The sequence below is a fragment of the Lacrimispora xylanisolvens genome, assembly GCF_002934545.1.
Classification (GTDB): Bacteria; Bacillota; Clostridia; order Lachnospirales; family Lachnospiraceae; genus Lacrimispora; species Lacrimispora xylanisolvens.
On sequence record NZ_PTJA01000017.1, the window covers coordinates 60,416 to 85,306 of the forward strand.

Annotated in this window: 27 protein-coding genes; 3 read left to right on the plus strand and 24 right to left on the minus strand. The window is 42.5% G+C overall.

Annotated elements, in window-relative coordinates:
- Position 1: 1 nt before the first annotated feature.
- The 11 genes from rplP to BXY41_RS26920 form a co-directional block, all read right to left on the minus strand.
- Positions 2-427 (minus strand): 50S ribosomal protein L16, encoded by a 426-nt coding sequence (gene rplP, locus BXY41_RS24210; protein ID WP_104439453.1) that lies wholly within the window; start codon positions 425-427, stop codon positions 2-4.
- On the minus strand, positions 427-1,083 hold the full coding sequence (gene rpsC, locus BXY41_RS24215; RefSeq protein ID WP_104439454.1) for a 30S ribosomal protein S3: 657 nt from the start codon (positions 1,081-1,083) through the stop codon (positions 427-429). The genes rplP and rpsC overlap by 1 nt, the downstream gene beginning before the upstream one ends.
- An 11-nt stretch (positions 1,084-1,094) precedes the next feature.
- On the minus strand, positions 1,095-1,481 hold the full coding sequence (rplV, locus tag BXY41_RS24220) for a 50S ribosomal protein L22 (RefSeq protein ID WP_097002540.1): 387 nt from the start codon (positions 1,479-1,481) through the stop codon (positions 1,095-1,097).
- A 77-nt stretch (positions 1,482-1,558) separates the two neighbouring features.
- Entirely contained in the window at positions 1,559-1,840 is a 282-nt protein-coding gene (gene rpsS / locus BXY41_RS24225; protein WP_024834874.1) for a 30S ribosomal protein S19, read from the minus strand.
- A 19-nt stretch (positions 1,841-1,859) separates the two neighbouring features.
- Positions 1,860-2,708: a 50S ribosomal protein L2 gene (gene rplB, locus BXY41_RS24230; RefSeq protein ID WP_104439455.1), complete on the minus strand. Its 849-nt coding sequence runs from the start codon at positions 2,706-2,708 to the stop codon at positions 1,860-1,862.
- Between the two features lie 121 nt (positions 2,709-2,829).
- Positions 2,830-3,129, minus strand: a complete 300-nt coding sequence (gene rplW / locus BXY41_RS24235; RefSeq protein ID WP_104439456.1) for a 50S ribosomal protein L23 — start codon at positions 3,127-3,129, stop codon at positions 2,830-2,832.
- Positions 3,129-3,749 (minus strand): 50S ribosomal protein L4, encoded by a 621-nt coding sequence (rplD, locus tag BXY41_RS24240; RefSeq protein WP_104439457.1) that lies wholly within the window; start codon positions 3,747-3,749, stop codon positions 3,129-3,131. Before rplD ends, rplW begins: the two co-directional genes overlap by 1 nt.
- 29 nt (positions 3,750-3,778) lie before the next feature.
- Positions 3,779-4,414 (minus strand): 50S ribosomal protein L3, encoded by a 636-nt coding sequence (gene rplC / locus BXY41_RS24245; RefSeq protein ID WP_104439458.1) that lies wholly within the window; start codon positions 4,412-4,414, stop codon positions 3,779-3,781.
- Between the two features lie 220 nt (positions 4,415-4,634).
- A complete protein-coding gene (gene rpsJ / locus BXY41_RS24250; protein WP_013274341.1) occupies positions 4,635-4,952 on the minus strand; it encodes a 30S ribosomal protein S10 in 318 nt (105 codons plus the stop codon).
- 323 nt (positions 4,953-5,275) lie between these two features.
- On the minus strand, positions 5,276-6,628 hold the full coding sequence (locus BXY41_RS24260; RefSeq protein WP_104439460.1) for a PspC-like choline-binding domain-containing protein: 1,353 nt from the start codon (positions 6,626-6,628) through the stop codon (positions 5,276-5,278).
- A 195-nt stretch (positions 6,629-6,823) separates the two neighbouring features.
- Positions 6,824-6,997 (minus strand): hypothetical protein, encoded by a 174-nt coding sequence (locus BXY41_RS26920; RefSeq protein ID WP_170072584.1) that lies wholly within the window; start codon positions 6,995-6,997, stop codon positions 6,824-6,826.
- Positions 6,998-7,190: 193 nt separating this feature from the next.
- Here BXY41_RS26920 and BXY41_RS24265 point away from each other — a divergent pair, with 193 nt between their 5' ends.
- Positions 7,191-8,060, plus strand: coding sequence for a class I SAM-dependent methyltransferase (locus BXY41_RS24265; protein ID WP_104439461.1), 870 nt, complete (start codon positions 7,191-7,193; stop codon positions 8,058-8,060).
- An 11-nt stretch (positions 8,061-8,071) separates the two neighbouring features.
- Here BXY41_RS24265 and BXY41_RS24270 read toward each other — a convergent pair whose 3' ends face one another.
- The 6 genes from BXY41_RS24270 to BXY41_RS24295 form a co-directional block, all read right to left on the minus strand.
- Entirely contained in the window at positions 8,072-9,109 is a 1,038-nt protein-coding gene (locus BXY41_RS24270) for an acyltransferase family protein (RefSeq protein WP_104439462.1), read from the minus strand.
- Between the two features lie 148 nt (positions 9,110-9,257).
- Positions 9,258-10,721 (minus strand): cell wall-binding protein, encoded by a 1,464-nt coding sequence (locus BXY41_RS24275; protein WP_104439463.1) that lies wholly within the window; start codon positions 10,719-10,721, stop codon positions 9,258-9,260.
- Between the two features lie 98 nt (positions 10,722-10,819).
- The gene (locus BXY41_RS24280) at positions 10,820-12,028 is read right to left on the minus strand and encodes a sensor histidine kinase (RefSeq protein ID WP_104439464.1); all 1,209 of its coding nucleotides are present in this window, start codon (positions 12,026-12,028) and stop codon (positions 10,820-10,822) included.
- Entirely contained in the window at positions 12,025-12,702 is a 678-nt protein-coding gene (locus tag BXY41_RS24285) for a response regulator transcription factor (protein ID WP_104439465.1), read from the minus strand. The genes BXY41_RS24280 and BXY41_RS24285 overlap by 4 nt, the downstream gene beginning before the upstream one ends.
- Before the next feature lie 216 nt (positions 12,703-12,918).
- Complete coding sequence (locus tag BXY41_RS24290; RefSeq protein WP_104439466.1) at positions 12,919-13,773, minus strand: MurR/RpiR family transcriptional regulator; 855 nt, start codon at positions 13,771-13,773, stop codon at positions 12,919-12,921.
- Positions 13,773-14,507, minus strand: a complete 735-nt coding sequence (locus BXY41_RS24295; RefSeq protein ID WP_104439467.1) for an N-acetylmannosamine-6-phosphate 2-epimerase — start codon at positions 14,505-14,507, stop codon at positions 13,773-13,775. The genes BXY41_RS24290 and BXY41_RS24295 overlap by 1 nt, the downstream gene beginning before the upstream one ends.
- A gap of 149 nt (positions 14,508-14,656) precedes the next feature.
- Here BXY41_RS24295 and BXY41_RS24300 point away from each other — a divergent pair, with 149 nt between their 5' ends.
- Together BXY41_RS24300 and BXY41_RS24305 are read left to right on the plus strand one after the other, a co-directional pair.
- Entirely contained in the window at positions 14,657-15,133 is a 477-nt protein-coding gene (locus BXY41_RS24300) for a hypothetical protein (RefSeq protein WP_104439468.1), read from the plus strand.
- 145 nt (positions 15,134-15,278) lie between these two features.
- Positions 15,279-16,571 carry a S8 family peptidase gene (locus BXY41_RS24305; RefSeq protein ID WP_104439469.1) on the plus strand — a complete coding sequence of 431 codons (1,293 nt, stop codon included), beginning with the start codon at positions 15,279-15,281 and terminating at the stop codon, positions 16,569-16,571.
- Between the two features lie 54 nt (positions 16,572-16,625).
- On the opposite strand, the gene BXY41_RS24310 is transcribed toward BXY41_RS24305, so the two are convergent.
- The 7 genes from BXY41_RS24310 to rpsL all read right to left on the minus strand — a co-directional run bounded on the left by BXY41_RS24310 (position 16,626) and on the right by rpsL (position 24,831).
- Positions 16,626-17,444, minus strand: coding sequence for an OmpA family protein (locus BXY41_RS24310; protein ID WP_104439470.1), 819 nt, complete (start codon positions 17,442-17,444; stop codon positions 16,626-16,628).
- Positions 17,445-17,455: 11 nt separating this feature from the next.
- A complete protein-coding gene (motA, locus tag BXY41_RS24315) occupies positions 17,456-18,244 on the minus strand; it encodes a flagellar motor stator protein MotA (RefSeq protein WP_104439471.1) in 789 nt (262 codons plus the stop codon).
- 163 nt (positions 18,245-18,407) lie between these two features.
- On the minus strand, positions 18,408-20,081 hold the full coding sequence (locus BXY41_RS24320; RefSeq protein WP_104439472.1) for a DUF5722 domain-containing protein: 1,674 nt from the start codon (positions 20,079-20,081) through the stop codon (positions 18,408-18,410).
- A gap of 199 nt (positions 20,082-20,280) precedes the next feature.
- Positions 20,281-21,474: an elongation factor Tu gene (gene tuf / locus BXY41_RS24325; RefSeq protein ID WP_104439473.1), complete on the minus strand. Its 1,194-nt coding sequence runs from the start codon at positions 21,472-21,474 to the stop codon at positions 20,281-20,283.
- 153 nt (positions 21,475-21,627) lie between these two features.
- Positions 21,628-23,748 carry an elongation factor G gene (gene fusA, locus BXY41_RS24330; protein WP_104439474.1) on the minus strand — a complete coding sequence of 707 codons (2,121 nt, stop codon included), beginning with the start codon at positions 23,746-23,748 and terminating at the stop codon, positions 21,628-21,630.
- 15 nt (positions 23,749-23,763) lie between these two features.
- Positions 23,764-24,234, minus strand: a complete 471-nt coding sequence (rpsG, locus tag BXY41_RS24335) for a 30S ribosomal protein S7 (protein ID WP_097002557.1) — start codon at positions 24,232-24,234, stop codon at positions 23,764-23,766.
- A 177-nt stretch (positions 24,235-24,411) separates the two neighbouring features.
- Positions 24,412-24,831 (minus strand): 30S ribosomal protein S12, encoded by a 420-nt coding sequence (rpsL, locus tag BXY41_RS24340; protein ID WP_104439475.1) that lies wholly within the window; start codon positions 24,829-24,831, stop codon positions 24,412-24,414.
- Between the last annotated feature and the right edge of the window lie 60 nt (positions 24,832-24,891).

The window sequence follows — 24,891 nt, forward strand, 5'->3', positions numbered from 1 at the left end:
GTCATTCACCGCCTTCTAAATCTGCTTTAGCAGCAATTTTACATCTGCATGGTAATTTGTGCATAGCAAGACGTAAAGCTTCACGTGCTGTTTCTTCAGGTACTCCAGCGATTTCGAATAATACACGACCTGGTTTTACTACTGCTACCCAGTATTCCAGAGCGCCCTTACCGGAACCCATTCGGGTTTCTGCTGGCTTTGCTGTTACAGGCTTATCCGGGAAAATCTTGATCCAGACTTTACCGCCACGCTTGATATAACGGGTCATGGCAACACGGGCTGCCTCGATCTGATTTGATTTGATCCAACATGGGTCTAAAGCGACTAAACCGAATTCACCACTGCTGATTGTATTGCCTCTTAAAGCTTTACCAGCCATGCTACCACGGAACTGTTTACGACGCTTAACTCTCTTAGGCATTAACATTATTTATCGCTCCCTTCCTTTTTTCCTTTAGTTGGAAGTACTTCGCCATTGTAGATCCATACCTTAACACCGATCTTACCGAAGGTAGTATCTGCCTCTGCGAAACCATAGTCAATATCTGCTCTGAGTGTCTGTAACGGAATAGTTCCTTCGCTGTAGAACTCAGTACGAGCCATATCAGCGCCGCCAAGACGTCCTGCAACTGCAGTCTTGATTCCTTTGATACCTGACTTCATGGAACGTCCCATGGTAGACTTCATAGCACGACGGAAGGATACACGATTCTCTAACTGCTGTGCGATGGACTCAGCAACTAACTGAGCGTCTTTGTCTGGTCTTTTGATTTCTTTGATATCAACAAATAATTTTTTATCTGTAAGCTTCTGAACTTCTGCTTTGATCTTTTCGATCTCAGCTCCACCCTTACCGATTACTACACCTGGTTTTGCTGTGTGGATAACAACTTTAACGCGGTCAGATGCACGTTCAATTTCAATATTAGAAATGCCGGCGCTGTATAATTTCTTCTTCAGGAATTTTCTGATCGCATAGTCTTCTACTAAGTTGTCTGCGAAATCAGCTTCAGCATACCATTTTGAGTCCCAGTCTTTAATAACACCGACTCTTAAGCCGTGTGGATTAACTTTCTGTCCCATTATTTGCCTCCTTATCTTTCATTAAGCACGATGGTGATGTGGCTCATTCTCTTTTCGATTCTGTAAGCGCGGCCCTGTGCTCTTGGTTTTACTCTCTTCATTGTCGGTCCCTTGTTTGCAAAACACTCTTCTACATAAAGTTTTGCAGGGTCCATACCGTTATTGTTCTCAGCATTTGCGATGGCTGATTTTAATAACTTCTCTATTAAAGTAGAAGCATATCTGGGATTGTAAGTTACAATACCAAGTGCTGAAACAGCATCTTTGCCTCTGATGGCATCTAATACAAAGCATGCCTTCTGAACTGAAACCCTAGCATAGGATAACTTTGCTGACGGTCTTGTGTCCTTCTGGGCATTTCTTTCTCTCTTAATCTGGCTTCTATGTCCCTTAGCCATTGGTGAATCCTCCTTTCAACTTTAACGCCCTTTGGGAATCCTTAAATAAGAATACCCGGAGGGTGTCTGCTTCTCTATTACTTACGACCTGATTTCTTCTCGTCTTTTCCATGTCCTCTGTAAGTTCTGGTAGCAACGAATTCACCCAGTTTATGTCCAACCATATCCTCTGTAACATATACCGGAACGTGTTTTCTGCCATCATGAACTGCAATTGTATGTCCAACCATCTGTGGGAAGATTGTAGAACGGCGAGACCAAGTCTTAATTACCTGCTTCTGTCCTGCTGCGTTCATAGCATCTACTTTTTTCAGTAAATGAGCATCTGCAAATGGTCCTTTTTTAAGTGAGCGAGCCATAGGTTCTAACCTCCTTCATTTATTTAACGGTCTTTCCATCTCTTCTTCTAACGATTAATCTGTTAGACTGCTTGTTTTTCTTTCTGGTCTTTAAGCCAAGTGCTGGTTTGCCCCATGGTGTAGATGGACCTGGACGGCCGATACCAGTCTTACCTTCACCACCACCGTGTGGATGGTCATTCGGGTTCATAACGGAACCGCGAACTGTAGGACGGAATCCCATGTGACGTTTTCTACCAGCTTTACCGATATTGATCAGGTTATGATCACCATTACCTACAACACCGATGGTAGCTCTGCAGTTGATTGGAACCATTCTCATTTCGCCGGAAGGTAAACGAAGAGTTGCATATTTTCCTTCTTTCGCCATTAACTGTGCGCTGTTACCAGCAGAACGAACCAGCTGTCCGCCTTTTCCTGGGTAAAGCTCAATGTTATGAACCTGAGCACCAACCGGGATATTGCTTAATGGAAGGCAGTTACCTACTCTTGCTTCTGCAGTCTCGCCGCTCATAACAGTCATTCCGTCTGTTAAACCAGCTGGAGCAAGGATATAAGCCTTTGTTCCGTCTACATAGCTGATCAGTGCGATATTAGCAGTTCTGTTCGGATCGTATTCAACGCCGATGACAGTTGCTGCAATGCCGTCCTTGCTGTTTCTCTTAAAGTCAATGATTCTATATTTTCTTTTAACGCCGCCTCCGCGATGTCTAACAGTAATTTTACCCTGGTTATTACGGCCGGCTGTTTTCTTAATAGTTTTGCTGATTAAGGATTTCTCAGGAGTTGACTTTGTGATTTCGCTGAAATCAGATCCGGTCATTTGTCTTCTGGAAGGGGTATATGGGTTATACTTTTTGATTCCCATTTTGTATCTCCTTTCAACGCCACCTGGCGTATCTTGTTTATTGTGATATAATGTTCATCACTCAGGTAACTGAAAATCGTTGACGCCGGGCCCGAATCACTTCCTGCCAAGCGTTCCGATCTTACAGTCCTTCGAAAATCTCGATATCTTTGCTGTCAGCTGTTAACTGAACAATTGCTTTCTTAGTCTTAGATGTCTTACCGAAGGTTGTTCCTCTTCTTTTGGTCTTTCCATCTAAGTTCATGGTGTTCACGCTGGCTACCTTGGTGCCTGGGAACATCTTTTCAACAGCTTCCTTGATCATCGTCTTATTCGCATCTGTGTGCACTAAAAATGTGTACTTTTTAGAAGCCATAGCGTTCATGCTCTTCTCAGTTACGATTGGTTTCTGAATCACGTCGTAATATTTAATATCTGCCATTATGCGTACACCTCCTCGATTGCTGCAACAGCAGTCTTGGTAGCAACAACTGTGTTATACTTTAAGATATCGTATACATTGATTGTGTTAACAAAAGCAGTCTTAACAGCAGCGATGTTTCTTGCGCTCATTACTGTGTTAGTGCTGTCATCTCCAACAACTACAAGAGCTTTGGATAACTTTAAGTTGTCTAATACAGCCTGGAACTTCTTTGTCTTGATTTCATCAAACTTTAACTCATCAACAACGATGAACTTATTCTCGTTCACTCTGCTGGTCAGTGCGGATTTCAGAGCAAGTCTTCTTTCCTTCTTGTTCAGTTTGATTGTGTAATCTCTTGGTGTTGGTGCGAATACAACTCCGCCGCCTGTCCACTGAGGAGATCTTGTTGAACCCTGTCTGGCATGACCGGTTCCTTTCTGTTTCCACGGTTTTCTACCGCCGCCGGATACTTCAGCGCGTGTTTTTGCCTTCTGCGTTCCCTGGCGCTTATTTGCAAGCTGGCTTACGACTGCCATGTGTACAAGGTGTTCATTTACTTCAACACCAAACACTGCATCGCTTAACTCTAATGTGCCAACTTCTTTACCTTCCATATTGTAAACAGATACGTTTGCCATCTGTGTAATCCTCCTTTCTTATAAAAGCATTAGTTAGCTGCTTTTACTGTTTCCTTGATTGTTACGAGAGACTTCTTAGGTCCTGGTACAGCACCCTTAACCAGAATCAGGTTGTTTTCAACATCAACCTTAACGATTTCGAGGTTCTGGATTGTAATCTTCTTATTACCCATCTGGCCAGGCATCTTCTTGCCTTTAAATACCTTACTTGGATCAGAAGCAGCACCGTTGGAACCAGCGTGACGATGGAACTTGGAACCGTGAGCCATAGGTCCTCTGGACTGTCCGTGTCTCTTGATAGCACCCTGGAAACCTTTACCTTTGGAGATTGCGGTTACATCAATCTTATCGCCTGCAGCGAAGATATCAGCTTTGATTTCATCTTTTACAGAATACTCGGAAGCATTCTCTAATCTAAATTCTCTTACAAATCTCTTGTAAGATACTCCAGCCTTATTAAAATGGCCTTTTAATGGTTTGCTGACCAGTTTTTCTCTCTTGTCAACATAGCCAACCTGTACTGCACTGTAACCATCATTCTCAACTGTTTTAACCTGTGTTACTACACAAGGACCAGCCTGAAGAACTGTTACTGGAGTTAATACTCCGTTTTCATTGAAGATCTGTGTCATTCCGACTTTGGTAGCTAAAATACCCTTCTTCATGTTTTTACCTCCTGGTTATTAATTCTACAGCGGATTGCTTTCGCAATCATCCTAGAACAGTCCAATATACGTGGAACACTATGACTCCCGCGGCCGACTTATCCGTAATTGCTTACGTTCCGTTCCCGCCCATGGAGATGTTGATTCCTTAGAGGAAAAAGTGTTGCTTCTATATTAAAACCCTTCAGGACATTACCTAAATTGTTTCTTTCGATGAAGATTATTTATTCTTCATCTTGATATCGATATACACCCCTGCCGGCATTTCCAGTCTGGATAATGCATCAACAGTTTTTTGGCTTGGTGTAATGATATCGATGAGTCTCTTATGCGTTCTCTGCTCGAACTGCTCTCTGGAATCTTTGTACTTGTGAACCGCTCTTAAGATAGTTACCACTTCCTTCTTTGTTGGTAACGGCACCGGTCCGCTCACTTTTGATCCTGTCTTTTTTACAGTGTCGATAATCTTGCCCGCAGACTGATCAACTAACTGATGATCATACGCCTTTAATGTGATTCTCATTACTTGACTTGCCATAAAAAAAGTCGCCTCCTTTTCGCACTTAGTAGAAGTACGACAAGCGGTGACTGTACACGTTCCCGTGTGTGTCATCAATGACCCACACTGACCATCCGTTTGAAACAAACAGAATTTTAAATTGTACAGTGACTTGTCGCCAGTTTCCTAACTTGACATTCGCTCCACGGAAAACCTGCTTTTCAGCAGCAACCTCACGTTTCACAGCTATCATGCCACAGCCTTAACAGAATACCATATTTTCCATGGTAATGCAAGTACTTTTTTCAAAAAAAACGCAAAATCTTTTTTTCTCAGATTCTGCGCTTTTTTATGGAATTTATTCACTTCCAGGCTGGTTCCGAAGGTTCTTTCCCTTCATTCCCAGAGGGGTTTTCCTCATCTACTTTTAACAGTGTACCGTTGCTTCCTGTCTTATATTTCACACCATCTGCACTTTTTACCGTTGTACTCTTGGACACCTTACCTGATGTACTAACAACATATGTAGTTCTGGTACTTCCTGTAGGAATGGAGATGGGCTCATATTTGTTGCCCTCGTCTGCACACTGAAGTTTTCCCATGTAGTAGAGATAACCATCCTTAACGCCGGTATACCCTCTTCCGCTGTCACTGAAATAATAGGTACTATCGTTTCCGTCACCTTCCGTTACCTTGACTTTTCCCTTTTGCATGCTGCTGGTCTTCTTATCTCCGAAATAGAATGCCGTATACTCAGAGCTGCTTCCTATTCTGATCTTCTGAAGTCCATATACAGGAACACCCAGTTCATTAAACAGATATGTCTTATCTTTTATCTTCACCAGGTTGGATGTACTTGCCTCTCCTTCTTTCGGACCGGCTTTTGGAATTCCCGTACTGGAAAAATAAAACCACTCCACGCTTTCTTCATATCCGCTTATATCATGTGGCGGCTCTGTGGAAAACCAGCCTTCCTGCAGCTTTCCATTGGTGTTATAATATTTATAATTCTGGATTTCATATTCTGCATTATCAACTCCGACTTTCTTCCAGCCAGTCTGAAGTGCACCCCTGTCATCGAAGCAGTAAGCAGTTCCGTCAATCTTATAAGTGCCATAATCTCCGGAGAAATCCTTTGGTACATACTTTTTACCGTTCTCACTAAAATAGTACCAGTTTTTTCCGTCATCGGTATCTCCAGGTGTAACACGGCCTTCGTCGTTGCTGTCCGGCGGATAAAGCTTCTGCCAGCCTGTCTTCATAACTCCGTCTGCTCCGGTATAATACATGTCATCAAGGATCCAGCCTGTCTGCATCTCACCATTGGAATCAAAGTAGTACCACTTATTGTCGATTTTAGACCAGTTGTCCATAATCGCTTTCCCACTGCTGCCAAAATAATACCACTTATAATCACTGCTTCCCGAATCCTTGAACTTCATCCATTTATCCGTTACAAGAATTCCGTTGGAATCCATATAATAAGTGTTCTCAACCCAGGTGTTGACTGCCATCTCACCATTGCTGTTTAAATATCTCCACAAATTATCCGCACCTTTTTTCCAGGTGTTGCTTACTTTGCCGCCGCTTGAATCATAATACACCCAGGTACTTCCCGCCTGTGCCCACCCCTCGGCCGCCCATGCGTCCAAAGATGAAGCTCCGACTGTCAGCATGGCAGCTGCTGCCAGTACAATGAGACCTTTTCTTTTCATATCTTCACTCCTTACAGGGATTTCCTTTTTTACTATAATTTATTTTAACAATTAATCTAAGATTATTCAACTGTTTTAATCTTTCAATTCTATTACAAAATTATTGCTGTATTAAAATCCCATAAAACGGGCTGAAAAAGGCAGTGCCGGCGTGGATTTTAATTAACCCCCTCCGTCACTGCCAGTTTATCTGATCTATTTAAAATGCAGTTTATCTGCAGCAGTTATTTCTCCTGCAGCAATTATTGCAACCTCTGCATGATCCGCACCTTCTGCAGCACCGGTTATTGCAGCATCGATTACAGCCGTTACTGCAGATCCAGCCGCAGCCGTTACATCCCCGCCAGTTGCACCAGCAATTGCATCCACAGCAACCGAAAGAAAATCCCATCCGGAAACAGCCCATAAGTCTTACACCTCTTTACTTAGCATTATACTATAATATATAGAACCATCAGACAAGGTGTGAATCACCTTGACGCTAAAAGCTCCATCCAGTATAATCATAGAATCATAAAGATAAAATAATTGTATTTATATAGAAAGAAAGGCGGCATCAAGTATGTGGATTGCAGACGGCTGGAAAGATTATGAAGTGATAGATTGTTCTGAGGGGGAAAAATTAGAACGGTGGGGCAACTACCTTCTGGTTCGTCCTGACCCTCAGGTCATCTGGTCTACCCCGAAGAAAGAAACCGGCTGGACAAAAATGAACGGCCATTACCACCGCAGTGCAAAAGGCGGCGGGGAATGGGAATTCTTTCATCTGCCGGAACAGTGGACCATCAGCTATAAGGAATTAACCTTTCAGTTAAAGCCCTTCAGCTTTAAACATACCGGACTCTTTCCGGAACAGGCCGCAAACTGGGACTGGTTTAGTGATAAGATAAAAAAGGCTGGACGACCAGTGAAAGTGCTGAATTTATTTGCTTACACAGGCGGAGCAACTCTGGCTGCTGCTCAGGCAGGAGCTCAGGTTACTCATGTGGACGCTTCGAAAGGCATGGTGGGCTGGGCCAAGGAAAATGCCCGCTCATCAGGGCTTGAATCTGCCTCCATCCGGTGGATCGTGGATGACTGTGTAAAATTTGTTGAACGGGAAATCAGAAGAGGCAACCATTATGATGCCATTATTATGGATCCTCCGTCTTATGGCAGGGGACCAAAAGGGGAGATCTGGAAGATCGAAGATTCCATTTATCCCTTCGTAAAGCTTTGTTCCCAGCTCTTATCTGACACCCCGTTATTCTTCCTTATCAACTCCTATACAACAGGACTGGCTCCGTCTGTATTGTCTTATATGATTTCCACGGAGATCACCAGCAAATTCGGCGGAAGTGTTCAGTCTGATGAAGTTGGACTCCCAGTGAAAAGTTCTGGACTTATCCTTCCATGCGGAGCTTCCGGAAGATGGTCTGCTGACCGTACTTAGTATCATTGAGATCAACGTCCTCCATTCAGAAGGAACCAGAGCTGGGGAAGATATTTTCTTAAAAAGGAACCCACAGCGCAGCTGAAAAGAATACAAAAAACCGGCATAATGATATAAAGGCCGAGAGAAATAGCCGGAATAGGCGGGAGCAGCAATGCTCCCGTTTTATTAATTAACCTTACAACGGAAAAATGCGTGGCATACAGAAAGAAATTTTGTTTCATCCAGTTACCCGCTTCTTTTAAATATCTGCCTGGAACCATCAGCCACAGGCTCACAGGCATCAAAAGACGGAAGCATACAGTGGATGCCGCAATTTCCCCCTTAACATTACCGGGAATGTCAATGATTACTACCAGGCAGGCGGCAAGAAAGAGAACTGCCCCGGCGGCAATACCCCGGCGGCTAAATGAATTCTCTGCAATCGCTTTCCCATGCAAAGCCGCATATGCCCCAAACGAATAATAAAACAGGGCATCCAGGTTTAAGAAAGGAAGTGCGCCGCCCAGATAAATAGAACCGAGAATTCCTGCCAGTACCAGCCTGCCAACGGTTTTTTTCCTCATGGCAATGTAGATAACCGGTGCCAGAAAAACCAGCAGGATCAACTGGTGCAAATACCAGAAAACATAATTATAAGAATAAAAAAGCACTGCCTGAACGGCTTCCTTTCCATTTAAGGGAATTCTGCCCTTACCAATTATGGTAGAAATAAAAGGGATTCTGCTGCCGACAGCATATCCAAGATAATAAAGAGAGTTCCATATAATATAAGGAACTAAAATGCTTCGTATCCTGGATTTCCATTTTACCCAAATCTGCTTTAGTGTAAATCCACGAAAGAATAAATAAGAAGAAATCAAAAAAAATCCGGGAACTGAAATTTGTGCCACTGTATCTCCCCAGAATCGTTCCAACCAGTCAATCCGGTAGCCTAAACCGGTTTTTCCTAAAAATAGAACCGCATTATATGAATGAACCCAAATCACCAGGATACTGAAAAGAAATGTAAACCAGACAATTTTATTACGAAAATATTTTTCTTCCATTGGGTCCTCCTCACAAAGCATATCTATTATTTTATCACACAAAATGAAGTTCTATCAATCCTTGTTTACCATGAAACAGAATAAAAATAAGAAAAAGATCAGCAGGTCCAGCCCATTGATCTTTTTCTCTGTACTATTAATAAGCAAGCTATTCAAATGTATATTCAGCATCAAACGAAACATTAGGCAGCGCTGCACAATCCGAGGCTGTAACCTCTGTGGGATTCTCTCCGTCTGAATCAATCAGATAGATGGTTCCACTGCTGTACTGATACTTATACTCACCATCGGACTTATATTTCTTATTGGATGTCTGAACCTTCCCTGACTCATTAACCAGATAATAAGTATCTGTTCCGCTTACATTTATGCAGAACACCTGATAATCACTGTCTTCGTCAGCTTCCACCAGCTTCCCTTTATAATAGAGGTAATCATCCTTTACTCCTGTATATCCACCTCCCTTATAGCTTCCTGAAGTATTGAAGTAATAAGTACCTGTGTCATCATCTCCGTCATAGACACCTGTCTGCTTTCCAGTCTTCATTTTACCGTCACTGTCACTGTTTCCAAAGTAGGAGGAATATTCCGTATCACCAAATTCAAAACCAATCAATCCTGACTGCATACAGCCATATTGATCAAAGAAATAGGAACTCCCATTAATTCTTACAGTGGCTGATGTAAGGGTATCGGAATTTTGAGCTAAATATTTCGGGACACCGCTTGTATCAAAATAGTACCAGTATCCATCACCTTCTTCAGGAGTATCAGTTCCTTCTGTTATATCGCTTTTGTCATCTGAGTCAGACGGGTGATCGGTCAGATACTTCCAGCCAGTTGCCATGGCTCCATCATTCTCATCTCCAAAATACTTAAACTTGCTGATCCCGGTAGAATCTGCACTGGCAGCACTGGCAACTGCCACCCAGCCACTTTGCATAATTCCTTTTTCATCAAAATAGAATTTTGAGCCATTAATGGTTTTGGAAGTGTATCCGTCTGAGGATTTTACCATTTTTCCGTTTGACTGAAAGTAGAACCATTCTGAACCATCACCAGAGGCTGTCGTTTCACTGACATCACCTTCCTCAGGTTCATTATCGCTTTCATACTCCAGACACAGCCACCCCTGTTTTCTTGCGCCGTCATTATCATCTCCCAGATAATAGGCCGAATCATCCTCAAAGTGCCAGCCAGTTCCCATTCGGCCATCATCATCAAAGTAATAATATTCATTGTTAATCTGTTTCCAGCTATCTGTAACTATCTTACCGGCTGTTCCCAGATAATACCAGCCTTCCTCACCAGAAGGTGAGTCATCCTCATCGGAATGGACCCATTGGTTCATCTGCATAACGCCGTCTTCATTTACATAATAGGTATCATCAATCCAGGCATTCTTTTCCACTTCTCCGTCAGAATTTAGATAATACCAGTTATCTCCTGACTTTTTCCAGCTGGAAGTGACCTTACTTCCATCAGAGTCTAAGTATACCCAGTTATCATTTTCATTGATCCAACCTGTTTCAGCTGCCATTGTGGTCATTGCAGCACCAAGGGTAAGAAACACTGCCGACAGACCTGCAGCAGCACAGTGATTTTTCTTCATAAGATGCACACTCCTTTTTGTTTGTTATACGTTTTGTCAGCTCTTATTTGAGACTGATGTGTACATCTTAGACTTATTACCTTGAAAATACCTTGAAGTTATAATTGAATTTCAAAAGATGCATAGGTTTGTCCGTCACTCATCACATTGACTTTACCATGATAAAGATCTAATATTGTTTGCGCAATGGATAATCCCAGACCATACCCTTCCGTTCTTCTGTTATGGGAGTCTTCTTCTCTGTAAAACCGCTGAAAAATCTGCTTCCTGGCTTTTTCAGAAATGCCCTCTCCGGTATTATAGACCTTAATGCTGATTTTCTTTTTAAGCTTCTTTACAGTGACTTTCACTTCACCTCCGGCTTCCGAATATTTAAATGCATTATCCACAAAAATATGGAGCATTTGAGTTAATAAATCCCGGTCACCATTAATTTTAAGTCCAGGTTCCACTTCATACATAAACTGCTTTCCCTGTTCATAAGCCAGACATTCATATGGAAGCAATACCTCCATAGCCATTTTACTAAAATCAAAAGATTCTCCGGAATAGGTTACAGCCGGCTGCTCCATTCTGACCAGCTTCAGCATATCATTGATCAGACGGCTCATCCGTTCAATCTCTGTCTGTACATAGGAAGTCCACTGGTTCTCTCCATACATATCCTCAAGTACACTTACATTGGCTGATATCACGGTTAAAGGCGTTTTCAATTCATGGCTGGCATCTGCCACAAACTGCTTTTGTCTTTGAAATCCCTCTTCAATGGGATTGACAACCAAATTTGATAGAAAGATAACTGTTACCATTAAAATTCCCACTGCCAGTATGCCAATGACCAGACAAATATTTACCAGACGCCTGGTGTTCTCAAGCTCGTGAGAACAATCCATAAATGCAAGGATATAGCCATAAGAGGTTTTATGCAGAAGAAACTGGTTTTCCTGCACCATCCCATTTTCTTTTCCAGTTTTATATATTTCTTCCGTCAGCTGCTGGATTTCATCCCTTGATAAGTTCTTATTCCCATTATCAATAATGGCTGTAATCTGACCGTCATTATTTAATTTAGCGACAGTGGTTCTTTTTAGATTGGAAATACGAGGTACCTTCTTACCAATTATGTCTCCCTTTTTCAGAGAAGGCTCCTGTTCCTGGTTTTCTATCACCCGCTGCAGCGTAAATACGGCATCCTTTCTCATGCTTACTGTCATGGAAATATTGATTGCAAAAAGCATAAAGCAAAAAATTACGCCTACGCTGGACATAGAGATAAGAATAAATTGATATCTCAGCCTTTTAATCATATCGCCTGTTCCTCCAGCCTGTATCCCCTGCCACGAATGGTCTTTATTGATGTGTCACATTCCAGATATGTCATTTTTTTTCTGAGAAAGGATATGTATACTTCTACCTGATTGTACTCCGCCTCATTTGCGTATCCCCAGACTTTCTCTGCAAACAATTCCTTCGTTATTATCTGCCGGCTGTTTGTGAAAAGAATTTCCATTGTGTGATATTCCTTCACCCCCAGTTTTACACGACGCTCCCCGCAGCAAAGTTCGCTGGTATTCCGGTCTAATTCTAAATCTCCATATCGCAATATATCTCCGGTAAATTGTCCCGTTCTTCTTCCTAAAGCTCTGATTCTGGCCATAAGCTCTCCCATGGCAAAAGGTTTGGCAAGATAGTCATCTGCACCAGTATCAAGCCCCGCAATCCGATCCTCAACTTCGGACTTTGCAGTAAGAAGCAGTACGGAGGATTGTATCCCGCTTTTTCTCAGCTGGCGAAGAACAGAGAGACCATCTTTCCCAGGAAGCATAATATCCAGCAGTATAACATCGTAAATACCGGTTTCTCCAAAATGGATCGCTTCTTCTCCATCATAGGCTGCATCAACCTCATACCGGTTTCGCCTTAATATTTCTGCAACCGCTGCAGACAGTGAGGTTTCATCCTCTACCAGAAGTATCCTCATACTTTTCTCCTTTTCGTTTACTATTTACTTTTATTAAATCGAAATTCAATGACGATTTATTGAACTTTCTATGTTAATTGTGTGAAATGGGTATGAAAAAAGGACCGGAAGTACCGGCCCATTTCAGTAATGCTATTTACTTAAATAAAAAGGGAGTTTGTTTCCATCAATGACAGATTAACACCTGATCCTTGAAAAAACCTTGAACTGTTCCTGTCAGCACATTTTATCCAATACTGATGCGGAGACTCTTTCATTCACCTGATTGCAAATATCAAAATATCTTCTGTAATATTCTGTATACATCAAATCAATTAAAAAAAGCTGGCTGATCTCTGAGGATGTGGACCCTCCCTGCAGCGGTCCTTCATTTGCCCCGCAAAGCAGGGTTACATCTGAAAAAGAGGTAAGGGGCGACTTAACAAACCGGGTAATGCAAATTGTCGTCGCTCCTGCTTTTTTTGCAAGCTCCGCCACATGAATGGTATCTTTCGTAGCGCCTGAATAGGAAAATATAACGGCTGCCTCCCCCTCCCCCATCATGGAAGCCACCATGGCCTGCATATGGGAATCTGACACACAGGACACCTTGGGTTCGATTCTAAGAAATTTATTTGCTGCCTTCATGGCAGAAAGCATGCTTGCTCCAACACCAAAAAAGCAAATTCTCTTTGCTTCATGAAGATACCGGATAACCTGATCAAAGTTCTCCTCATTTAAAAGAGAATAGGTCTCTTCCAGCGCACTCATATTGGTATTAAGCACTTTTCTTGAAACTTCAGCAAAAGAATCCTTCAGGCTGATGTCTCCTTCTAAACGCCCCTGACCTGTAGTCTCATCGTGGAGACTTAAAGACAGCAGCATTTTAAACTCCTGATACCCTTTTAATTCCAGGGTTTTGCAAAAACGAAATACTGTAGTATCCCCTACCTCACACGCTTCTGCCAGATCCGTAATAGACAGAAACAGCACCTCTCTGTAATTCAGCAGAATGTAATCTGCCACCTTCCGCTCGGCTTTCGTAAATTGATTATACTCGGCCCGGATCCTGGTCAAAAAATCGCCTTTCATCACTCTGACTCTCCCTTTTGTTTATACTCTTTAAATTCCTGGGTTCGGCACCCGGCACCCTGAATAAATTCCCGTGTTATCTCTCTTGGTCTTGTAATCGCACTTCCCACTACTGCTGCCCACGCCCCTGCCTTGAAGGCAGACGCAAGCTGATCAGGGGTTTTAATCCCCCCCTCTGCTATCACAGGCTTCCCGCAATCCCTGGAAAGCTGTTCAATCAGTTCCACATCCGGAAGCTGTCTGTTCCGTGTATAATCCGTATATCCACTGAGAGTAGTGCCAATAAAGTCCATTCCCAGACGTGCGGCAGCCATTCCTTCTGCATAATTTGAACAGTCTGCCATGAGAAGCTGATCTGGAAATTTATCCCTGATCTTATATATAAAATCCTCTAAGTTTTTCTCAGATGGATGGGGTCTTATAGTACAGTCCAGAGCGATAATTTCCACTCCCTCCAAAACCAGGGCTTCCACTTCCAGCCTGGTAGGAGTTATGACTGTTTCATACCCCTCATACTTCTGTTTAATAATGCCTATCACAGGCAGATCAACTGTTTTTTTTATTTCCCGGATATCGGATATGGAGTTTGCCCGTATTCCGACTGCACCGCCTTCTTTTGCCGCATATGCCATGCGGGACATAATATAAGAGCTGTAAAGAGGTTCATCCTTAAGAGCCTGGCAGGATACAATGAGCCCTCCCGCCAAACGGTTGTAAACAACTGCCTTATCCATATCTGTTTATCCCCTTTCTGTGCAAAGTAATCATATCACAGATGAAAAAGATCAAGCAATTAAATTTTTGTTTTTCAGGCTAATTTCAGTCAGTGAACACAAGTAAATGATATACTTCTACTGTAATTTATACTAAGGAGGAAATGGGAATGGAAATATCAGGATTATCAGGTTCTTCTTCCTACGACCAGCTGCAAGAGCTTCAGCTGCAGAAGGAAAAAGAAAAGAAAGCGGCAGAACAGGCAGCTGCAGAAAGCGCACAGATCACAGCTTCCCAAACGGTAACAGATGCTGCTGCAGCAAAAACGGTTTCAGGCACCTCACAACGTGTGGACACCATTGAAATCAGCCAGGAAGGAAGGGCATATCAGCAAAAAATGCAGGGACCGCCTCCACCAAAAGATTCCAATGTAACAGAAGCCGCTTCAACAGAAGCTTCAGGCTCCTCTACTGTTTTAACCGGCCTGACAGAAGAAGAAATTAGTAAGCTTGTTGATAAGGGAACCATTACGCAGGCGGAGGCCAATGCTGAGCTGGCAAGAAGAACGGCATTAAAGGAAGCTCAGGACAACCAGGAAACCAGTAATACAGGTACGGAATATATCCAAATAGACGAAGAAGAATGATTTTGATTGCAGCCCGGCATGACGCCGGGCTGTTTCATAATAAAAATTAATATTATTTTCACATAATTTTCCAGCAATCAGCGTAGGGTTTATGATATAATAAGGAAATCGTTAAGACAGTTTATTTTATAAGGAGTAAGAAATTATGAAAAAGATAATCCGCGCTGCATGTCTGTCCCTGGCAATCCTGCTTGCTGGGTATTCACTCTGGCTGAATCCCCTGGACGACACTTCAGGCGCATCAGTAGAACCGCTTCATATATCATCAAAAGATCAGGGACAAGACTTACATGTCATGGCACTTGGTCCAGGGCTTAACAACCTCTCGCCCTCTGATGAATTTTCCACTTATCAGTGGGGGTTAAAAAATGACGGAGAATTTCGTCTCATTGAACTGGTACAGAAATTTAAGTACGTAGATAACCTGTACAGCGAAGTCAACAACGGAGGAAACTTATCCATCCCAAAACCTGGACCTGGAAACTATGAATCGAAAGTGACTCATGCTGTTTCGGGAATCGACATTAACATTCAACCGGCGTGGGCACTCTATGATCAGGCACAAAACAAACGGTCTGTTATTGTAGCAATCATTGATACTGGTATTGATATCAATCATCAGGAACTGCGTAATGCGATCTGGACCAACCCGGGAGAGATTGACGGAGACGGTCTTGACAACGATGGCAATGGTTATGTAGATGATATTCACGGCTGGAACTTCTATTCAAACAATAATAAAGTCTTTTCTGGCAGTGAAGACAGTCACGGTACCCATGCTGCCGGAACCATCAGTGCATCCAGAGGTTCCTATGGAATCGCCGGCATTACCGATAATAATTATGTAAAAATCATGCCATTAAAAGCGCTGGGAGGAAAAGAAGGGGTTGGTTCCCCTGACGCTGTCATTAAAGCGATTAAATATGCTGAGGAAAAAGGAGCTTCCATCTGTAATCTCAGTATGGGAACAACTGGATACAGCGAAGAACTTGCCCAGACAATGAAGAACTCTCATATGCTTTTTGTAGTCTCCTGTGGCAACGGAGGAGTATCAGGCCTTGGTTATAATACAGATGTTTACCCTGTTTATCCCGCCTCTCTTCCATATGATAATATTATATCTGTGGCTAACATCTTATTTGACGGAACACTGAGCAAGGATTCCAATTACGGAGCTGCAAGTGTGGATATCGCAGCCCCCGGCACCTATATCTTAAGCACCATTCCGGATAACTCATATGGATATATGAGTGGCACCTCAATGGCTGCACCTATGGTGACAGGCGTTGCAGCCATGCTCTATTCTTATCGGACTGACATTAACTTAGGAGACGTGAAAAATATCATTTTAAGCTCCAGCAGAAAACTGGATACCCTATCTGGCAAAACTGCAAGCGGTGGTCTTTTGGACGCTTACAGTGCTCTCACCTGGAAATAGCAAAAAACTGTGCGGATGAATTCCGCACAGTTTTTTATTTAATATGTGTACAATCTACTTTACAAGCTGTTCTTCCAGATTATTGTACTTTGAACTCAGAATAATAATATCAATACGTCTGTTTTTAGCTCTTCCTTCATCAGTGGAATTATCTGCAACCGGTTTATATTCCCCATACCCTACTGCAATAAGCTTATTGGGAGAAAAGCTTTCTTTATCAATAAAAAGTTTCACTACATTTACAGCCCTCGCAGTTGATAACTCCCAGTTAGATGGATATGAACTGTGTTTAATAGGCACATTATCAGTATGTCCCTCAATTCGTATATAGTTATCAACTGTATTCAGAAGATTAGCTACTTCCATCAGAGTTTCTTCGCTTTGTTTTTTTATTTGTGCACTACCCGAATCGAAAAATATTGCATTGTTTAATCTGATTACAAGACCTCGCATGTCAATCATAGTAGACGCTGACTGATCCATACCATCATCATGTAATTTGGTATCAATTTCTTTTTTTAAGGTCTCAAGCTTCTTCAATTCATATTCGCCTAAAAAGCTTTCCAGCTCGCTCTCTGTCTCTATATTTAATGGTCCCCCCGCGGGGGTAGCATCAGAGGGTGAACTATTGGAAATAGGGCCGGATCCCCCCGATCCAGATCCAGAACCGGAACCCTGACCATTATATTCTTTGTTCATCATAGAAGAGGAAAATTCCTGAGAAATCTGCTGCGCTTTTTGGGCATCAATTTTGCTGACAGCAAAAAGAACGATGAAAACTGCCAGCAGCAACGTCATCAAATCTGAATACGGCAAAAGCCATGCCTCTCCAGCTTCCTCTTCCTGATGTGCCTGCTCTCTCTTTTTTGACATATGTAATCACCCTATTCCTTTTTATTCTGCTGTGCTTCAATCTTTTTCTGCTTATATTTAGGAAGACAAGCAAGTAATTTTTCCCTGAGTACGAAGGGAGAATCCCCGTGCTGCATGGATATAATACCTTTTAGGATGATCTCTTTCGCCATAACTTCCTGCTGGCTTTTCACTTTCAGTTTTTTTGCAAATGGATTCCATAAAACATATCCGGTAAAAATACCAAGTATGGTTGCGATAAACGCGGCAGCAATCGCTTCCGCCATTCGTTCCGTATCATTGATTGAGGACATGGCAGCAATCAAACCAAAAACCGCACCCAATACACCCAGGGTAGGCGCATAGGTACCGGCAGACGAAAAGATGCTGGCATTAATTTCATGGCGTTTTTCCATGGCACTGATTTCCGATTCCAGAATGTCCTCGATTACCTCTTCGCCAGTTCCATCAACAAGTAAACGGATACCTTTCTTTAAAAATGGATCTTCCAGCTCTTCCGCCTTTGCCTCCAGGGATAATAAGCCTTCTGAACGTGCTTTCTTCGCCAGTTCATACATCAGTTCTATCATTTCAGCTTCTGATTGGCCTTTCTTCTTTGTAAACAACACCTTGAATAAAGAGCCGATGACTTTAACATTCTCTCCTGGAAAAGAATTTAATATTGTGGCAATCGTTCCAACAATAATAACAAAAAATGCTGCAGGATTTAAAAGTACTGCAAAATCAATGTGTTTAAAAATCATCGCGCCAACAACAGCTATAACGCCGACTATAACGCCCAGTATGGTAGTAATTTCCATATGTTCTCCTTTGTGTAAAAATTATAGATGAATATATCTGGATTCAGCAAATCCATTGTGTATGACTTGTTATAGTATAATATATTTGCAGTCACTCTTGTGTTTCATAATTGTTAAGATATACGCCAAAAGGCTGTCATGAATTCTCATGACAACCTTCAATTTATTTCTCTAATGATCTCCATTTGAAATTTGGAACCACGTCGGACCATTTCTGTATTCCAATAATGGATTTAGCAAACTCCGTGGTCTCCAGAGTGCTCTTTTTCTTATCGATATCATGGAACACCTGCCAGATCTTGCGTCGTTTCGTTGCCACAATATCGTCACCCTTATTCATATCACAAGCCCAAAGTCCGAAGGCAAGACCGCTTCTTACTTCCAGAGGAGCGTCAACCTGACGGCTTAAGATGTAAGCATCGATATAAGGGTTACTGTCAACCATGTAATAAGAGTAAGCATATGCCGCAGCCTGTACCTGGGATACATCCTGCCCTGACTGGGTTTTTGCTGTAAATCCCTGTTCCGTCAGAATAATATGTCTTACCTGTCCAGTAGGCGATTTCAGACCGTCCTGAGCCATATAATCTGTCAGAGTGGTTAAATTCTTAAAATTAATTACCGGAGAATTAAAATCATTCTTAATCAACCCGGTTTTATCATCATCCCAGAATTCCGGCTCTGTCATAGGACACGGATATGGGTGATAAGATAATCCCCAGTCCATCTGTCCCTGCTGGTTTGCAATGGAATTAAATGTATCCACGATCTGTCTGCCGCCGTATTTCAGCTTATTATCAATCTCATTATTCCAGTTATAATCCAGGGAATAATAAACCCGGTCGTTGGCACTGGTGCTTTTAATTGCAGTGTAGAACACACGGAACGCATTCTGGTATGCCTGGACATAACTGGTTAAATCCCTTGCCCCTACATAGTTCCACTGCTGATTGTTAATTTCATTTCCAATAATCCAGTTGGATATCTTCCCATGATTAGGATTGGAGCCGTTATAACGTTCTGCCAGAAATGACGCAATGGCTCTTGTCTGTTCAAAGCCTTCGGGTGTTGCAGTATTGAATAAGTAATAAAATGCATTGGAACTTTTCTTCGTGCCAGGATAAATCAGATCCGGTGTTGCCGGATTCCAGCCATTTAAAATAATTGCAGTTACAGTCATGCCTTTTCCAGACAGAGCACTAATGGTATCGTCATAACCCTTAATAACATTAGCATCAAAATGATACGTCTTGCCATCATACTGATAATCAATTCCCTGACCCAGAATCTGATGGAATGATATATTCGTTGCAACGTGCTTCACTCCAAGTTCAAATGCGTCTCCCAGCATGTTAAGTTCAATGTTTAAGCCCTTTTTGGTAAGAGGATCATTGAATTTGCTTTTATTTGCTGCCACTGCCTCCGGATTTGTTATGTAATGAGGCTTGCTCACAGGTATGTACTTGTTTCCATCCCAGACTGCCACAACAAATCTGCTGTAGAGTCGATCCTGTAATGTGTTGCGGTTTAATGAAAAAGTGAATGCGGCTGAATCTCCCAAAGATGCTTTTGCTGCATAATCAGTTCTTCCTTCCAGGCTGTTTTGATAGGGCTGAAGCTCTACCAGATAAAGCACACCATCCGTTCCCTCTGCTGGTGCATGATTTGAAACTTTAACTGTTACGCTGGTTAAATCAGAATTAACGAGACAAGACTGAATCACAGCCTGATCATCGGAAAACACTTCATCCGCTAACGAAACAAAAGCAGAGGCACAGCATAAAAATCCAGCCGCCAAAAGTCCGGTAAAGACTCTGCCTAATTTTATTTTTTTCATCTTCGCATTCCCTCCATGCAGTCATTTTCAGATACCCTACCATGATACCTAATTTCCCTCATTTTTACAATAACGTTTTTATTACGTATTTGTAATAAAACCTTAAGGGGGGAGTAAATACGTACATCTTCTAATGGCTCTTAATAAGAAAAAAAAAGCCGAAACCCTTATAAACAAAGGGCCCGGCTTTTAAATTTAATTATTCGATGATAGTAGCAACTCTACCTGAACCTACAGTACGTCCGCCTTCACGAATAGCGAAACGAAGACCCTGCTCCATAGCGATTGGGTGAATAAGTTCAACAGACATTTCTACGTTATCACCAGGCATACACATCTCTGTGCCAGCTGGTAAATCGCAAACACCAGTAACGTCAGTTGTTCTGAAGTAGAACTGAGGTCTGTAGTTGTTGAAGAAAGGAGTATGACGTCCACCTTCATCTTTTGTCAGAACGTAAACCTGAGCTGTAAATTTCTTATGGCATTTTACAGAACCTGGTTTAACAAGACACTGTCCTCTTTCGATTTCAGTTCTCTGAACACCACGAAGTAATGCACCGATGTTATCACCAGCCTGAGCTTCGTCAAGTAACTTACGGAACATTTCGATACCAGTTACAACAACTTTACGTGTTTCTTCATGGATACCGATGATTTCAACTTCGTCAGATACATGTAATGTACCACGCTCTACTCTACCAGTAGCAACAGTACCACGACCTGTGATTGAGAAAACGTCCTCGATAGGCATTAAGAATGGCTTATCTGTTTCACGAACTGGATCTGGAACCCAGCTGTCAACTGCTGCCATTAATTCAAGAACTTTATCGCCCCAAACGCTTGAAGGATCTTCAAGAGCCTTTAAAGCAGAACCCTGGATGATTGGTGTATCATCGCCTGGGAATTCATACTCGTTTAACAGCTCACGGATTTCCATGTCTACTAACTCAAGTAACTCAGCATCGTCAACCATATCACATTTGTTCATGAATACAACGATGTAAGGAACGCCTACCTGACGAGAAAGCAGGATGTGCTCTCTTGTCTGAGCCATAACACCATCGGTAGCAGCTACAACTAAGATAGCGCCATCCATCTGAGCAGCACCAGTGATCATGTTCTTAACGTAGTCAGCATGTCCTGGGCAGTCAACGTGTGCATAGTGTCTTTTCTCTGTCTCATACTCAACGTGAGAAGTAGAGATAGTGATTCCACGCTCTCTCTCTTCTGGAGCCTTATCGATGTTCTCGAAAGCTACTGCCTGTCCAGTACCTAATCTCTCATGAAGTGTCTTTGTGATAGCAGCTGTTAAAGTTGTTTTACCGTGGTCAACGTGACCGATGGTACCGATGTTACAATGGGTTTTGTTTCTTTCAAACTTAGCTTTAGCCATTTTATAACGTCCTCCTTAATTTATGCTCATTTAGAGCTATCATTTTATGTTAGGCTGTTTTTTATTATATGCTATTTGTGCACTATTTTCAAGCCTATTTGAGGGATTCCGGGCGGACTTCACAGCCCGGAATCCAGTGGAACCTGTTAGGAATTATTTGCCCTTTTTCTCTGTAAGAACTTTTTCCTGGATATTCTTCGGTACCTGCTCATATTTCTCAAAGAACATAGAGAAGTTACCACGACCCTGTGTTCTGGATCGTAAATCTGTGGAATAACCAAACATCTCGGAAAGCGGAACGTATGCTTTGATCATCTTACCGCCGCCGATATCTTCCATACCTTCGATACGGCCACGACGGGAGTTGATATCACCGATAACGTCGCCCATATAATCTTCCGGCATAGTTACTTCCACTTTCATGATCGGTTCAAGAAGAATGGAACCGCCCTTGTTCATCGCATCCTTAAATGCCATAGAACCGGCAATGTGGAATGCCATTTCACTGGAATCGACTTCATGGTAAGAACCGTCGTATACAGTAGCTTTAACACCTACTACAGGGAATCCGCCAAGAATACCAGCTTTGGTTGCTTCCTCAATACCTTCCCCAACTGCAGGAATGTATTCTTTTGGAATAGAACCGCCGACAACAGCTGATTCGAACTTGAACAGTTCTTCGCCGTTGGCATCCATAGGCTCAAAGCGAACCTTACAGTGACCGTACTGACCACGTCCACCAGACTGTTTTGCATACTTGCTGTCAACATCAACTGGCTTTGTAAAGGTTTCTTTGTAAGCAACCTGAGGAGCACCTACGTTTGCTTCTACGTTAAACTCACGAAGCAGACGGTCAACGATGATCTCAAGGTGAAGCTCACCCATACCGGAAATGATAACCTGACCAGTTTCCTGGTTGGTCTTTGCACGGAATGTAGGATCTTCTTCAGCAAGCTTTGCCAAAGCTTCGCCCATCTTGCCCTGACCAGCTTTGGTCTTTGGCTCGATCGCGATATCGATAACTGGCTCTGGGAATTCCATGGATTCAAGAATTACCGGATGCTGTTCATCACAGATGGTATCACCAGTTGTGGTAAATTTAAAACCAACAGCTGCTGCGATATCACCAGAATATACTTTTTCTAACTCGCTTCTCTTGTTAGCATGCATCTGAAGGATACGTCCAACACGCTCTTTTTTGCCTTTTGTTGCATTCAGTACATAAGAACCGGAATTCATAACACCGGAGTATACACGGAAGAACGCAAGCTTTCCAACGAACGGGTCAGTCATGATCTTAAATGCAAGTGCTGAGAACGGTTCTTCATCAGAAGAATGACGTTCAATTTCATTGCCATCCATATCAACACCCTTAATAGAAGGAATGTCTGTAGGAGCTGGCATAAATTCAAGAATTGCATCAAGGAGTCTCTGAACGCCTTTGTTTCTGTATGCGCTTCCGCAGCATACAGGGATGGCTCTACAGTCACAGGTTGCAGCTCTTAAACCTTTCTTTAATTCTTCAGTAGAAGGCTCTTCACCCTCTAAGAACTGCATCATCAGATCATCGTCTAATTCGCAGATCTTCTCTACTAACTCTCCATGGTAAAGTTCAGCATCGTCTTTCATATCCTCAGGGATATCAGTAACGGTGATGTCATCACCCTTGTCATCGTTGTAGATATAAGCTTTCATCTCAAACAGATCGATAATTCCCTTGAATTCATCTTCTGCTCCGATAGGAAGCTGGATGCAGATTGCATTCTTACCAAGACGAGTCTTGATCTGCTCTACTGCACCGAAAAAGTTTGCACCCATGATATCCATCTTGTTGATGAATGCCATACGGGGTACGTTGTAGGTATCAGCCTGACGCCATACGTTCTCGGACTGTGGTTCAACACCGCCCTTAGCACAGAATACGCCAACTGCACCGTCAAGCACTCGAAGGGAGCGCTCAACCTCAACAGTAAAGTCAACGTGTCCTGGAGTATCAATGATATTGATACGATGCTCTAACGCACCTGGTTTAACCTTGGTGTTCTCGTGCATGGTCCAGTGGCATGTTGTAGCTGCTGAAGTAATTGTGATACCTCTTTCCTGTTCCTGCTCCATCCAGTCCATGGTTGCAGTACCTTCATGAGTATCACCGATTTTGTAGTTTACACCAGTATAATAGAGGATACGCTCGGTTAATGTAGTCTTACCTGCATCAATATGGGCCATAATACCAATATTTCTGGTTCTTTCCAATGGATATTCTCTTCCAGCCAAAGCTTTTTCCTCCTATTAGAATCTGTAGTGAGCAAATGCCTTGTTTGCTTCAGCCATCTTGTGCATATCTTCTTTCTTCTTTACAGCTGCACCGGTGTTGTTAGCAGCATCAAGGAGCTCATTTGCCAGTCTCTCTTCCTGAGTCTTCTCTCCTCTTTTACGTGAGTAAAGAGTAATCCATCTCAGGGCCAATGCCTGTCTTCTTTCTGGTTTAACTTCGATCGGTACCTGATAAGTAGCTCCACCGATACGTTTTGCCTTTACCTCAAGTACAGGCATAATGTTGTTCATCGCTTCTTCGAAGACTTCAACGGCTGGTTTGCCGGCTTTTGCTTCGATACGGCCGAATGCACCGTATACGATCTTCTGAGCAACACCTCTTTTACCATCTAACATAATGTTGTTAATTAACTTAGTAACAACCTTGTTATTGTAAAGCGGGTCTGCTAATACGTCTCTTTTTTGAGTATGTCCTTTACGTGGCACGTTACTTCCCTCCTTAATATCGCCGTCTTTTCATACGAATAAACAGCTATTCATTAGATCCTCGGTACTCACAAACATTGAAGTTGCGTTCGCGCTCGGTTTCTATCTATATAATCCTGCAACCTACAGGTTCAATATCTAAAGTCCGGCACTAGAATTTCAAATGTGTGGTATTAATTATTTTTTCTCTTTAGGTCTCTTAGCACCGTATTTGGAACGAGCCTGTCTTCTGTTCGCTACTCCTGCAGTATCCAGTGTACCTCTGACGATATGATATCTGGTACCTGGTAAATCTTTTACTCTACCGCCGCGAATTAAAACAACGCTATGCTCCTGAAGGTTGTGACCCTCACCTGGGATGTAGCTTGTTACTTCGATTCCGTTTGAAAGACGAACTCTGGCGATCTTTCTGAGAGCAGAGTTAGGTTTCTTAGGGGTTGCAGTTTTTACTGCTGTACAAACGCCTCTCTTCTGAGGAGCAGAAATGTCAGTCGCCTTCTTCTGTAAAGAGTTGTAACCCTTCTGCAGAGCTGGTGCTGTGGATTTCTTAACGCCTGTTTGTCTGCCCTTTCTTACTAACTGATTAAATGTTGGCATTCCATTCACCTCCTGTGATATTGTCTGTGGTTGCTGTCATCTTCAGCTTAATTTACGCAC

Bases quoted from the DNA above. Each gene is read 5' to 3' on its own strand.
- rplW (WP_104439456.1), bottom strand. From the start codon at position 3,129: ATGGCAGATATTAAATATTACGACGTGATTCAGAAACCAATCGTAACT.
- BXY41_RS24285 (WP_104439465.1), bottom strand. From the start codon at position 12,702: ATGAGGATACTTCTGGTAGAGGATGAAACCTCACTGTCTGCAGCGGTT.
- tuf (WP_104439473.1), bottom strand. From the start codon at position 21,474: ATGGCTAAAGCTAAGTTTGAAAGAAACAAAACCCATTGTAACATCGGT.
- rpsJ (WP_013274341.1), bottom strand. From the start codon at position 4,952: ATGGCAAGTCAAGTAATGAGAATCACATTAAAGGCGTATGATCATCAG.
- rplC (WP_104439458.1), bottom strand. From the start codon at position 4,414: ATGAAGAAGGGTATTTTAGCTACCAAAGTCGGAATGACACAGATCTTC.
- BXY41_RS24265 (WP_104439461.1), top strand. From the start codon at position 7,191: ATGTGGATTGCAGACGGCTGGAAAGATTATGAAGTGATAGATTGTTCT.
- BXY41_RS24310 (WP_104439470.1), bottom strand. From the start codon at position 17,444: ATGTCAAAAAAGAGAGAGCAGGCACATCAGGAAGAGGAAGCTGGAGAG.
- rpsS (WP_024834874.1), bottom strand. From the start codon at position 1,840: ATGGCTCGCTCACTTAAAAAAGGACCATTTGCAGATGCTCATTTACTG.
- BXY41_RS24295 (WP_104439467.1), bottom strand. From the start codon at position 14,507: ATGGATAAGGCAGTTGTTTACAACCGTTTGGCGGGAGGGCTCATTGTA.
- BXY41_RS24290 (WP_104439466.1), bottom strand. From the start codon at position 13,773: ATGAAAGGCGATTTTTTGACCAGGATCCGGGCCGAGTATAATCAATTT.
- BXY41_RS24305 (WP_104439469.1), top strand. From the start codon at position 15,279: ATGAAAAAGATAATCCGCGCTGCATGTCTGTCCCTGGCAATCCTGCTT.
- BXY41_RS24320 (WP_104439472.1), bottom strand. From the start codon at position 20,081: ATGAAAAAAATAAAATTAGGCAGAGTCTTTACCGGACTTTTGGCGGCT.
- rplV (WP_097002540.1), bottom strand. From the start codon at position 1,481: ATGGCTAAGGGACATAGAAGCCAGATTAAGAGAGAAAGAAATGCCCAG.
- BXY41_RS24300 (WP_104439468.1), top strand. From the start codon at position 14,657: ATGGAAATATCAGGATTATCAGGTTCTTCTTCCTACGACCAGCTGCAA.
- rplP (WP_104439453.1), bottom strand. From the start codon at position 427: ATGTTAATGCCTAAGAGAGTTAAGCGTCGTAAACAGTTCCGTGGTAGC.
- motA (WP_104439471.1), bottom strand. From the start codon at position 18,244: ATGGAAATTACTACCATACTGGGCGTTATAGTCGGCGTTATAGCTGTT.
- rplB (WP_104439455.1), bottom strand. From the start codon at position 2,708: ATGGGAATCAAAAAGTATAACCCATATACCCCTTCCAGAAGACAAATG.
- BXY41_RS24275 (WP_104439463.1), bottom strand. From the start codon at position 10,721: ATGAAGAAAAATCACTGTGCTGCTGCAGGTCTGTCGGCAGTGTTTCTT.
- rplD (WP_104439457.1), bottom strand. From the start codon at position 3,749: ATGGCAAACGTATCTGTTTACAATATGGAAGGTAAAGAAGTTGGCACA.
- BXY41_RS24260 (WP_104439460.1), bottom strand. From the start codon at position 6,628: ATGAAAAGAAAAGGTCTCATTGTACTGGCAGCAGCTGCCATGCTGACA.
- rpsL (WP_104439475.1), bottom strand. From the start codon at position 24,831: ATGCCAACATTTAATCAGTTAGTAAGAAAGGGCAGACAAACAGGCGTT.
- BXY41_RS24270 (WP_104439462.1), bottom strand. From the start codon at position 9,109: ATGGAAGAAAAATATTTTCGTAATAAAATTGTCTGGTTTACATTTCTT.
- BXY41_RS24280 (WP_104439464.1), bottom strand. From the start codon at position 12,028: ATGATTAAAAGGCTGAGATATCAATTTATTCTTATCTCTATGTCCAGC.
- rpsC (WP_104439454.1), bottom strand. From the start codon at position 1,083: ATGGGACAGAAAGTTAATCCACACGGCTTAAGAGTCGGTGTTATTAAA.